This is a genomic window from Janthinobacterium sp. SUN073, from assembly GCF_030397665.1.
Taxonomy (GTDB): domain Bacteria; phylum Pseudomonadota; class Gammaproteobacteria; order Burkholderiales; family Burkholderiaceae_D; genus Janthinobacterium.
Window position 1 is genome coordinate 141,081 of the sequence record NZ_JAPUBT010000013.1, and the last position, 11,774, is coordinate 152,854.

Here is an 11,774-nt window from a genome sequence, read left to right on the forward strand (position 1 = left end):
GCAGTGGAGTTGGCATGCGGAAAATATTTGGGATGAGCACGATGGCCATGGCGCTGGCCTGGGGCGCCTTGGCGCCGGCACAGGCGGCACGGTTCTACGAAGGCGCGCCCATGGCCACCGCCACTGCCATCGAGCGCCGCGACGGCGGCGTGGTGCTGGCTTTCCTGCGGGAAAATGGCGAGGTCAACGGCTACTACTGCCAGTGCAACGGCATCAGCGACAAGCGCATGAACCTGGACAAGTACGGCAAGGCCAGCATCGAGGCCGTGTTCCAGTTGGACCTCGACAGCGAAGGCGAAACCACCTTGGTGCTCAGCCGCAGTGCTCATGCCTATGGCTTGCACGCCTACCGTTACGAGAGCAGCGGCGGCAGGATGTTCAAGGTGAGCACTTTGCAGCCCGCGCTGGACGTCATCGTGCGCGGCGCCAAGGTCATGGATGAGGCGCGGGTGCGCGCGGCGCTGGCCCGTTTGCAGCTGATCGACTACAGCATCGCTTATGCGCCTTCAGGCGTGGCCGAATTCGACGCCATCGAGCATGCGCATGGCACTCTGGTCGGCTATTTCAATATCGACGGCGAGCTACTGCCGGACAAACCGGCCGACGCGCCCGCGTTTGCCTATAAAAAAACCTTCCAGGAAAAAGACGGCCATTTCCTCACGGTCACCTATCTGCTGGGTAAGGGCTGGCAAGGGGGTAGCGCGCCCAGTTATCACGTCAAGTGGATCACCTGGGAAACGCAGCCGCAGCGCTTTGCCGCCAGCCAGGATGGGGTATTTATCGAATACGACGTCAATTGCTGCGTGGGCAGCGTGTTTGCCCGTGGCCAGTATGTGCAGGGCAAGCGCACCGGCGTATGGCACTTCGAAGAGCCGGACACCATCCGCTCGTCTGGCGCGTATGCCGATGACAGAGCCGAGGGGCCGTGGACGTATGCAAGCGGCGATGAAACGACGACGGGCCAGATGCAGCGGGGCCAGCGCACGGGGCGTTGGGAAGTGAGCCCGGGCGTGGCTGAATGGCGCGCAGCGGACATGCACAGCTTCACCGGTTACGACCATTTTGTGAAAGACCGCTTGAACGGTCCCAGCGAGCGCCGCATCGATGGCGTGGTGCAATGGCAGGGCAACTATGTGCATGGCAAGAAACAGGGCCAGTGGGTCGAACCCGGCGGTGGCGGCAACTACGTCGATGATGTGAAACAGGGGCCGTGGAAGAAGGCGACGCCGGACGGCGGCTGGCAAGTGCTGACGATGCTCGATGGCAAGCCCGATGGCAAGCTGGAGCAGTATGCGGCCGGCGGCCAGTTGGAACTGGTCGAGCATTACCGCTTGGGCGTGCTCGATGGCACGATGGAAAGTTTTTATCCGGATGGCAAGCGGCGTTACCAGGGCAGCTTTGCCGACGGCAAGCGCGATGGTGCGGAAACCCTGTTTTATCCCGATGGCGACGTGCCGCAATTTCACCGCAACTGGTACAAGGGCGTGCTGCACGGCGTCAACATCGAACATTTCCAGAACGGGAAACCGAAGCTGATCGGGAGTTATCACATGGGCAATAAAACGGGCCGGTTTCAGTATTTCCGCGACGATGGCCAGCTCATCGAAGAAACCATGTATTAACTTGTTGACTAGCATAAATGGCATTTCCACGCGACCGCGCACGATTGCGGAATGCCAGTTCTGCGCAAAAAACATCATCCACTTGTTACAAAGCGTGAAAATCCCAGCTGCATATTGCTACTGCTAATCTTTCCCTGTATCTTGCGATCAGGAAATAAAAAGTACAGGAAACCTCAACCCTGTTGCCCTGTATTTCACTCCTGACGATGATGAGCGGGCCGCCTTCCCCCCTGCCGCCACTCACGCTCCATCGACCGAATTTTGTCCTGAACAATGAAGAACTGCCTCGCCCATCTGGTGCTTGCCGTTATCCGTCCGGCATGCGCAAGCATGGTTGCGCCCTTACCAAGGAAAATTGCATGCTGTCGAATATAACAATAAAAATGCGCCTGATCGCCACCATGAGTGTGCTGGGCTTGCTGATCGCCTTGCTGGGCGTGATGAGCATCATCAGCCTGAAATCGGCCAACAACAGCCTCAACGAGGTTTACAGCAATCAGCTGGCATCGACGCAAGCGATCGGCGAATCGCAAATCGCCCTGGGCCGCGCCCGCTTCACGATGGACCGCGTGATGGTGCACCCGGATGCGCCGGATGCCAAGGATACGCTGGCGCGTGCCGAACAATTCCTGGAAGCGTCGAACAAGTCCTGGAAGGTGTACCTGGGCTTGCCGCAAAGCGCCGACGAAAAGCGCCTGTCCGACGACATGGACAAGAAGCGCAGCGATTACATGAACAATGGCGTGCTGGTCATGAGCAAGGCTTTGCGTGAAGGCAACATCGCGCAAGCGGACGGCTTGATGATGAAGGGGTTGACGCCTCTGTACCGCACCCTGGACCAGGCTGCCGAAACATTGACGCAATACCAGGCCAGTTCGGCCGCCGCGATGTATGCGGAAAGCCAGTCCAGCTACCACACGCAGGTGAGCATGGCCATCGCCGGCATGATAGTGGGCGCCTTGCTGACGATTATTTCCAGCTTCTTGCTGCTGCGCGCCATCTTCGGCCCGCTGGACCAGGCTCTGCGCCATTTCGGCGCCATTTCGGACGGCAACCTGGCCAACGACATCGTCATCACGCGCAACGACGAGATGGGCGCCTTGCTGACGGGCTTGCAGAAAATGCAGGAACGCCTGTCGACCACCGTGCGCGGCGTGCGCGACGGCAGCGGCGCCATCGCCACGGCCAGCAACGAAATCGCCTCGGGCAACCTGGATTTATCGAGCCGCACGGAGCAGCAAGCGTCCAGCCTGGAAGAAACGGCCTCGTCGCTGGAAGAGCTGACCTCGACCGTCAAGCAGAATTCCGACAATGCGCGCCAGGCCAACCAGCTGGCCGTCTCCGCATCGGACGTGGCCGTCAAAGGCGGCGCGCTGGTGGCGCAAGTGGTCGATACCATGGGCACCATCAGCGAATCGTCGAAAAAGATCGCCGACATTATCGGCGTGATCGATGGCATCGCCTTCCAGACCAACATCCTGGCCCTGAACGCGGCCGTGGAAGCGGCGCGTGCCGGCGAACAGGGCCGTGGCTTTGCCGTCGTCGCCACGGAAGTGCGCAACCTGGCGCACCGCTCGGCTTCCGCCGCCAAGGATATCAAGGTGCTCATCGAAGCGTCGGTGCAGAACGTGGGTGCCGGCAGCGCGCTGGTCAGCCAGACGGGCACGACGATGGACGAAATCGTCTCCAGCATCCGCCGCGTGACGGACATCATGGGCGAAATCAGCGCCGCTGGCCGCGAGCAGGAACTGGGCATCGGCCAGATCAATCAAGCGGTGGCGGAAATGGATACCGTGACGCAACAAAATGCGGCACTGGTGGAAGAAGCGGCAGCCGCTTCGGAAGCGATGCAGGAGCAGGCGGCGGCGCTGGCCGAAATGGTCAGCATTTTCAAGCTCGACGCCAACCATAGCGGCCCGGCTGCGGCCAAGCCTGCCTTGCGCAAGCCTGTCGTGGCCGCCGCCAGCACGGCCTTGAAACGCCCGGCGTTGCGCCTGACGCCGACATCGGTTGCCGCCGCCAAGCCGCGTCCAGCGAAACCGGCCGCCGACAACAGCGGCGAGTGGGAAGAGTTCTAAGTGACTGCTTAAGTGACTGCGCTTACAGGGCCACCTTGCTGCCCTGTTCCTGCAGCAGCGCCGCCTCGGCCAGGGCCTGGGCGCGCGCTTCTTCCGCCGCCTGCTCCGCTTTCTCCAGCGCATCGTGGCGCGCCTGCAAGGCCGCTCGCGCGCGCACGAAGACGATCTTGATGGCCGCCATCACGGGCACGGACAGGAAGATGCCCACCACGCCCCCCAACTGGTCGCCGGCCAGCAAGCCGACGATCACCATCAGCGGGCTCACTTCCACGCCTTCGCTCATCAGGTATGGGTTGACCACGTAATCCTGGAACAAACGGTAGGCGGCGATAAAGCCGATCAGCCAGAACACGTGATCGAAGCCGCTGAAACCGGCCACGACCACAGCGATGACGGCGGCCGCCAGCGGGCCGGCAAACGGGATGAATTCCAGCAAGGCGGCGGCGCCCGCCAGCAGCAGGCTGTACGGCACGCCCATCAGGGAAAACGCGATGCTGTAGGATACAAAAGTGGCGATCGACAACAGCAGCAGGGCGCGCACATAGCGCGACAGCAAGATGTCGAGGTCATCGATGATGGCGCCCCAGAGTTTCTTGTTCGGGCGGTTCAGCAGGGACAGCAAGCCGTCGCGCATGTCCGGCCCCTCCTTGATCAGCAAAAAGCTCAGCACGGGTACCAGCACCAGATAGATCAGGTTGCTGGCCGCATGCATGACGGTCAAGCCCAGTTCCTTCGCCAGCGGCATGGCTTGTCCCGTACCGCTGCTCAGCTGTGTCTGCATGAATGACAGCAGGCGCGCGCGCAAGGGTTCCATGAATTCCGGCAAGGGGATGCGCTCGGCAAAATTATTGCCTTTAAGCAGAGTTGGCAACTGATCGCTGAGCTTAATAGCCTCTTCCTCGATGCGCGCCCCGAAGATGGAGCCCAGTATCGCCACCAGCAAGATCACCACCAGGAAAACGATGCCGATATTGGCCGTGCGCGGCAGGCGCCTCGGCCCATAGCGCTCCAGCAGTCCGATCAGTGGATACACGAGATAGCTGAAGAAAATGGCAAAGACCACCACGATCAGGGTCGACGAGACCTTGTAGGTGAGGAAGAGCAGGAAGGCGATGAGGAAAGCCGTCCACACCATCTTGGCAACGCGCAAGTTAAAACCGAACATTTGAATTCCTTAGGGCAGGATGCTACGCAAGCGTGGCTGGCTTGAAGGGCGGTGCGGGCAAGGCAGGGATCGGGCCGCGCCGCACGGCCGGAAATCATACCGCAAAATGCCAAAATGCCATGCTCCTGTGCGTGATGGTAATGTTTTCCCTGCGCTCACGCTTATTTTGTCTGCCAACTGGCCACGGTGATCAACACGCCGTTTTCCTTGTCCGGCTCGCGCAAGGTCACCGTGTAGCGGCCGCTGACATCGCTGCCCGTGAACACGACCTTATCGTCATGGCCCTGCACTTGCGCGCCCTTGGCCAGTTTGGCGTAGGTGTTGAGCACCCAGTGGAAATCGGCATAGCTGCGTAAGGTGATGTCGGCATCGGGCATGGGTTCGTCGCCGCTGGAACTGCTGTTCAGTTCCGCATTCGGCAGCAGCAGGTGCAGCAAGCTGGAGGGAAAGCCGGGCGGCACGTCGTTCGGCTCCCAGCCGGGCTGGCCGGGGCGGGTGGTGATGTATTCCACCACAGCAATGCTTTGCCGCTGCTCCGGCGCAGCCTGTGCCAGCATGGGTGGCAGTTGCCGCGCCCACACCAGCAGCGGCGCGGCCATCTCGTCCTCTGCATCTGGTGGCAGGAACAGTGTCAGCACGGCATGCGTGGATGGCAGGCAGGCGGGGGCACAATGGCCATTGACGAGGCCCAGCGCCAATAGCTTGCGTTGCGGGTCGAACAGCATGGCGGCGCGCCATGCTCCGCGCGTGCCGGCATCGATGGAAGCCAGCACCGAGCGCCCATCGGGCAGCAGGGTGCGCGTGATGTCGTCCAGTGACTGCATGCTGTCGAGCACCTGGCGCGCGATCAGGGTGTTGTCCTGCGTATAGCTGCCGCGCGCATAGCCGAGCAGCTTGAACACGTCGGCGCGGATCTCGGGATGCGCGCTCAGGCGTAGCGGCGGCGAGGGTACGGGCACGGTGGCCGCCACGAAGGCGGCATCCTCGGCAGAAATGGCTTGCGCCATGCTGGAAAGCGGCAGGCACAGGGTGGCGCACAGCGACAGCATGTGCAGAGTGAATTTTCCTGGGGTGTTCAATGGCAATCCTTGTCGAGACGCCATGCCGACCCGCGTGCCGGCATGCGCGCGCCGCGATCTTAGCATTCCAGGAATGAAATTCTTTCTGCTAAGCTTGGCTATTGAATCACTGTCCCCCGTTATCATGGCCAAGATCACCATTTCCTGCAGTATTCCCGTCGACGATGAGGTCGTGACCGAGTTCGTGCACAAGTACGTGCTCCAATCGCGTGTCGGCGTGGCCAGGAAATTGCGCATGGGAGAGAAGGGCTGCTTCTATACCTGTTCCTTGTACACGGACGAGCACGCCAAGGTGAGCCGTTTGATCCGCCGCATGCTGGCCTTCTTTGAGAGCAAGGACATCCCCTTGACCATCCTCAAGATCGGCGCCCGGGACAGCTGGGATGAGGTGGACCCCGAGCAGCGCGATCCCTGGAAGATTTCACCGCAAGCCTTGCTGGCGCTGCTCGATGCAAAGCCGGACGGTAATGCCTAGGCGGCGTTGAGCACGTAGCGATTCTTGCCGCTTTTCTTGGCCTGGTACAAGGATTCATCGGCACGCCGGTAGCTGTGCGACAAGTCCGTTTCCTTGAGCATTTCCGCCATGCCGATGCTGACGGAGACCTTGCGTTCCGGCACGAAAGCCGCCTCGACGCTGTCGACCAGTTGCGCGGCAAAGGCGCAGGCCGCGTTCTTTTCGCCCAGGTAAATGATGGCGAATTCCTCGCCGCCCAGGCGGCCGCACAGGTGCTCACCACACAGCCCCGCGATGACATCGGCGATCTTTTTCAGCACCTCGTCGCCCGCGTCATGGCCGTACACGTCGTTGATTTGCTTGAAGTCGTCGATGTCGATCATTAAAAAATACGCGGGTGTGTGCGCCGTACGCTGCAGGATGCGGGCGCTTTGTGTAAACATGCGTCGATTGTTGAGCCCGGTCAAGCCATCCTTGTAGGCCATCGTCGCCAGTTCGCGCTGGGAACGGTAGTTATGGATGCGCAAGACGAGAAAATAGATATTCAGCGCCAGGCCGATGATCACGCTGATGCTGACGGCCAGCACGGGCCAATGCTGGTCGGCCTGGCCCGCATGCACGGGAAACTGCCCCAGCCCCACGATGGCCCATACGCCCAGCGAGACACCCAGGTAGTACGCGATGCCGCTGAAGATGGGTGCCGTCGTCAAGGTGATCATCACGCCCAGTGGCAACACCCAAAAAGCGGGGTCTTCCGTGCCCAGCATCAGCACGCGAAAGCCGAAAGCGATGAACAGCACGCTGATGGTACCGCTGACGATGATCGCCTGCAGCGACCTGGCATAGACGGTCAGCAGCAGCCCCACCAGCATACCCGCCACGCCCAGCGCCGCCTGCGCATGATCAAGCGAAGCGCGCGACAAGGTCAGACTGAACGTGACCAGCCAGCAAGCCAGGCCAAACGTCAGGATAACTATCGAAATGAAATGCAGTTCCTTGAAAAAGCGCTGCTGCTGCTCCTGTTCTCCTGAAAAGAACAGGTAATAGAAGGCAGGCGACAGGCTGCGCGAAGTGAACATTGCATTTGTCCAGGCAGACAACAAGCCTTGCGGCAGGGCCGCCTCCCGGCAACGGCAGGCGACATGACGCGCGTACAAAAGTAGTTGCGCTCAGGAACTAGTGTACTGGTTTCTGGGACGGGATGGTGAGACGGGCGTGGAAAACGATGAGCACTGTCCTGCTGCCGCCACAGTATGAAGGAAGTGCGCTTATTGTTCGATCAACATTGCTATAGTGACGCCATGCCGCAAACCGTCTGGCACAGCAAGACTAATCAGGATATCGCCGCCAGCATCATCGGCGTCTTGACGCGATGTTGGACTGCAAGTTGGAACAAGTGTTGCAAACCTTTGGGGAAGTGCTGTGGCCGAAGGCGGCTTGATAGCGCCATCACTAGCGTTCACGCTGCGATAGATCAGATGCTTATAGCGTAGCCAAGCTAAATACGACACTCATCGGACTGCTGCCTGTGTGGCTCACGTAGCGTACCGCTCCATGATAAACGAAGGGCGCACCTTTGCCGTTGTGTAGCTTAGATTCACGCACAAACAGATGGATTGTGAGCCCTTTTTGCTCGTGCTCGATAATGTCCCGTCCTCTTTTATTGCTCGGTGTTGTGGAATTTTGGCTTTGCCAATGAAAGGTACGGTCATCGACCCAATGATCGACGTACCGATGATCTGCGGCCTTGCCTTGCTTATTCAGCGTTACCAGCAACACCATTGCGTTCTTGCTGGCCAGCGTCACATGCCCGACATTCCAATTGCCGATGCTATAGGTTTCGCCAAATAACGGCGCAATATCCTCGCGCTTGAATGCCTGTCCGACGGCCAAATCGAGCGGACTGACAATGGCTTTGAAACGCGCCAAGGTGTGCATATCCTCGGTGGCATCCATGTCTGGATAGTCTGTATTCGTTGCCCGCAGCACATAGTCGCCGTCAGGTGTTTTGACGATATGGCGCAGCAAATACTGGAAGCCATCGCCAGACTCATCTTGACGCTCGATTGCCATCACCGAACCAGTAATCGAGCCCGCATTGGTGGGCGTAATATGTTCCAGTAGCAGGTAGTCGCCATCTTGAATCGGGTGTTTTCCACCGTTCATGGAATTGCCCGATGCTCGGGCTATAAAGTGTCGATGCGGATCGATATTTCCGTAGCTGGTAGGCAGATTGCGGTACTCCTCCGCATCCACAGTCCCGGTCTTAAAGTGGCCGCAAGCGATCTTTAAATTTGGGAAATATGGCAGTGCCGTCAGATTGTTCGCCTTTTCGCTGCGAACAAACGGAATCACATTACTTGTTAAATCTGCTTGGATGCGACGGATTTCATAGGTGGCCAAGCGGTAGTCAATAATTTCTTGCACCATCAGTTCGAAGTTCTCCTGATGGCCGTCATGAAGCTTAAAGACGGCTTCAAATCGCCCATCTTTCATCCGGAAATCACTATTCTTACCAGTGCTATTGCCGCCTATCCAAGCGTTGATAGGATTGCTGGACCAGTAGCGCAGCCATGCTTCGCTTTGACCATTTCCTACGCGCAGTGACTGCGGAAGATCTGCCAGAAGCGCGCGTCGCCGTTGCAGCACTTGCCATGAGCGCTCAGCCAGTGCGGCTGCTGTTGGTGGCGTATGCCAACCATCCATTTCCTGTAATGCCTCAAGTAATACCATCTTGAAGCTCTTGTTCATCGAGGTTATTTCCAGTTCGCGCAAGAAACTGCGATGCTTGGCCGCGATGACTTGCTCGTTTGCGTCAAGGTCATCCATTGCCTGGACGAGGGCGTACCAATCACCGTACTCCTTGCGCATCGCTGGCATGCTGGCGCCAGCCCGGTAAAACTCGGCCAAGGTCGGGCGCCGGCCTAAGCTATCGCGCAAGGCGATGTACTCGTTTTTCGTTCCTTCGCTGTCCAACGACTTGAGAAATTCGATCAATTTCAAATCGTAGTTGACGAAGCATCCCTCGGGTAGATCAAGCTGATTCGCCTCTGCCTTGCGTGCGAAATCCGCTAATTTTTTATAGCTGGCGTCGATCTCAAACAAGGCCACGGGTTTGTGCAGAAAGCTTTTGTGATTGCCGATAAAGTCCAAAATAACCAAGCGTTCCTTGCCTTCGCTTTTGCGCAAGCCTCGGCCCAATTGCTGGAGAAATAGGATTTTGGACTCGGTAGGGCGCAGCATCATGACCGTATCGATGGCCGGCAAATCCACGCCTTCGTTAAACAGATCAACAGAGAAGATCACTGCGAGCCGTCCGTCACGCAGGCGCTCTAGCGCATCGGCACGACTCAGCGGCGAACCGGCATACACGGCAGCACAAGCGATACCCGCTTTGGAAAATTGGGTGGTCATAAATTCGGCATGCGTGACCGAGACACAAAATGCCAGCGTGCGTTGCTGCTTATGGCGCTGCCACTCCGTCAGCGCATGCTTAGCACGAGCCAGCGTCGCTAATTTATTGCTCAGTTGCTCAAGAACGAAGCGCCCGCTGCGCCAAGGTATCTCGGTGTAATCGACGGAACTGTCGAAGATGCCATAATAGTGAAACGGTACCAAGAGCTTGGCTTGGATACCGGCAAATAGCCCCCGCGTGAACACCAGATTGTCATCGCATAGCGACAAGATATCGGACTGGTCTGAACGATCCGGCGTCGCCGTTAAACCCAGCAGAAAACGTGGTGAGAAATAGGCCAGTAAGCGTCGATAGGTGGGAGCGGCCGCATGATGGAATTCGTCAACGACGATATAGTCGAAATGCTCTGGCGAGTATCGCTCCAAATGGGCTTCTTTCCCCAACGTTTGGATCGAAGCGCATAAGATATCGGCCTCGCTGTCTCTGGTTTGACCAGCGTAAAAGCCGACGCGTGCATCGGGTCGAATGCGTAGGAAGGTTTCGGCGGCTTGATTCAAAATCTCCTCCCTGTGAGCGACAAACAACACCCGTCGCGCTCCGAGCTGTTTGGCATCGAAGGCGGCAAGCCATGTTTTTCCAAGGCCGGTTGCCAGCACGACTAAACCGCGTCGAAACCCTTCATCGCGTGTCGCTCTCAGAGCAAACAAGGCTTCAATTTGGACGGTAGTTGGAACGGGGGGCGCATCTTGTTCCAGGCTGCCTGGAGCTACAGCCATCGGCAAGGGAACGCGGCGGGCATCATACTGTGCGATCCACTCATCCGTTAGGGGGACGCAGCGAGGATGAACGAACAACTCTTCGAATCTGGAGCGTGCTTCAAGATAGCCATTGTCGCCCGGATAATCAATGCGATAGTTCCATTCCAAGCCATTCGTTAGCGCTTGCCTGCTGATATTGCTGGAACCAATAAATGCCGTGCCGCTTAGAACACTCTGGTCATTGAGTTGAGCGAACAGATAGGCTTTGAGGTGAAAACTGCTGCCAGCCGATTGGTACACTTTGACCTGCGCCCCCTGGGCCTGCAGCAGCATCAACAAGCGCAAGGCCTCGGTATCTGTCACATCTAAATAGTCGCTCGTCAGTACCCGTACGCGCGCCGGCTGGCGATTCAATTCCTTGTCACCTTTGAGTGCGCTTTGCAGGTCTGGCAGCAGCAAGCGCAGTCCTGTTGTCTTAACGAAAGCAACAGCTAAATCGACCTCGGATGCTTGATTAATGGAACTGCTCAGGTGCGGCAAAAACGGATCACTGCCACCCGTAATCAGATGATTTTGTGATGCGACTGCACGGCGCACGAGCGCGTTTAGCCATTGCTCTGTACGGCCTGGACGTTGGTCTATTGACTGCCAGCAAGCCATGGTGTCCACCTCGGGCAAGGCGGTAAACCATGTACGCAACTGCTGCTCTTCGAGATCAGTAAAGTGACGCCCATCTTGAACACGTTCTCCCGTGCCTATTTTAAAACTGAGATAAAACACACCGCCGGGTTTCAGTGCATTCCACAGACAGGCAAGCGCAGCTGGCAATTCTGCTTTTTCAACATGCAGCAAGCTGGCGCAGGCCCAAATGCCGTCATAGCACGCTTGCTCTTTGACATCGATAAAACTACGCACCTGAACCTGAATGCCAGTGTGTTCTTCTGCTAAACGCGCAAGCTCATGTGAGGCATCGAAAGCGGTAACGCGATAGCCTCTGTCCAAAAATACCTTGCTATCTCGCCCCGAGCCACAACCGGCATCCAAAACGTTTCCACCAGCGCTCACCGCAGACAAAAATCGGTCATGTAATACCGACATATCGACGCTAATCGTATTAGTAAAGAAAGTCGTCGCGTTTTGATTGTAGTAGTTCAGGGTAGATGTCATGGTGCTGTTCAATCTGATCAAAAAAAAGGCGACACA

General features: G+C 57.9%; 7 protein-coding genes. 3 read left to right on the forward strand and 4 right to left on the reverse strand.

Annotated features, from left to right (window positions below; genetic code table 11):
* Positions 1 to 14: 14 nt before the first annotated feature.
* Both O0882_RS25875 and O0882_RS25880 read left to right on the forward strand, forming a co-directional pair.
* Positions 15 to 1,622 (forward strand): hypothetical protein, encoded by a 1,608-nt coding sequence (locus O0882_RS25875; protein ID WP_289952636.1) that lies wholly within the window; start codon positions 15 to 17, stop codon positions 1,620 to 1,622.
* 359 nt (positions 1,623 to 1,981) lie between these two features.
* A complete protein-coding gene (locus O0882_RS25880; RefSeq protein WP_289952638.1) occupies positions 1,982 to 3,700 on the forward strand; it encodes a methyl-accepting chemotaxis protein in 1,719 nt (572 codons plus the stop codon).
* Positions 3,701 to 3,722: 22 nt separating this feature from the next.
* Here O0882_RS25880 and O0882_RS25885 read toward each other — a convergent pair whose 3' ends face one another.
* Entirely contained in the window at positions 3,723 to 4,865 is a 1,143-nt protein-coding gene (locus O0882_RS25885) for an AI-2E family transporter (protein ID WP_289952639.1), read from the reverse strand.
* A 161-nt stretch (positions 4,866 to 5,026) separates the two neighbouring features.
* On the reverse strand, positions 5,027 to 5,944 hold the full coding sequence (locus tag O0882_RS25890) for a hypothetical protein (RefSeq protein ID WP_289952641.1): 918 nt from the start codon (positions 5,942 to 5,944) through the stop codon (positions 5,027 to 5,029).
* A gap of 124 nt (positions 5,945 to 6,068) precedes the next feature.
* Here O0882_RS25890 and O0882_RS25895 point away from each other — a divergent pair, with 124 nt between their 5' ends.
* A complete protein-coding gene (locus O0882_RS25895; protein WP_289952643.1) occupies positions 6,069 to 6,419 on the forward strand; it encodes a hypothetical protein in 351 nt (116 codons plus the stop codon).
* Here O0882_RS25895 and O0882_RS25900 read toward each other — a convergent pair.
* Together O0882_RS25900 and O0882_RS25905 are read right to left on the reverse strand one after the other, a co-directional pair.
* Positions 6,416 to 7,477 carry a GGDEF domain-containing protein gene (locus O0882_RS25900; RefSeq protein ID WP_289952644.1) on the reverse strand — a complete coding sequence of 354 codons (1,062 nt, stop codon included), beginning with the start codon at positions 7,475 to 7,477 and terminating at the stop codon, positions 6,416 to 6,418. The genes O0882_RS25895 and O0882_RS25900 overlap by 4 nt on opposite strands.
* A 403-nt stretch (positions 7,478 to 7,880) precedes the next feature.
* Entirely contained in the window at positions 7,881 to 11,738 is a 3,858-nt protein-coding gene (locus O0882_RS25905) for a DUF3427 domain-containing protein (RefSeq protein WP_289952646.1), read from the reverse strand.
* Positions 11,739 to 11,774 lie beyond the last annotated feature (36 nt).

What these genes read in the sequence shown, in the direction of transcription:
- O0882_RS25880 (WP_289952638.1), top strand. Translation starts at nt 1,982, where the DNA reads ATGCTGTCGAATATAACAATAAAAATGCGCCTGATCGCCACCATGAGT.
- O0882_RS25885 (WP_289952639.1), bottom strand. Translation starts at nt 4,865, where the DNA reads ATGTTCGGTTTTAACTTGCGCGTTGCCAAGATGGTGTGGACGGCTTTC.
- O0882_RS25895 (WP_289952643.1), top strand. Translation starts at nt 6,069, where the DNA reads ATGGCCAAGATCACCATTTCCTGCAGTATTCCCGTCGACGATGAGGTC.
- O0882_RS25875 (WP_289952636.1), top strand. Translation starts at nt 15, where the DNA reads ATGCGGAAAATATTTGGGATGAGCACGATGGCCATGGCGCTGGCCTGG.
- O0882_RS25900 (WP_289952644.1), bottom strand. Translation starts at nt 7,477, where the DNA reads ATGTTCACTTCGCGCAGCCTGTCGCCTGCCTTCTATTACCTGTTCTTT.
- O0882_RS25905 (WP_289952646.1), bottom strand. Translation starts at nt 11,738, where the DNA reads ATGACATCTACCCTGAACTACTACAATCAAAACGCGACGACTTTCTTT.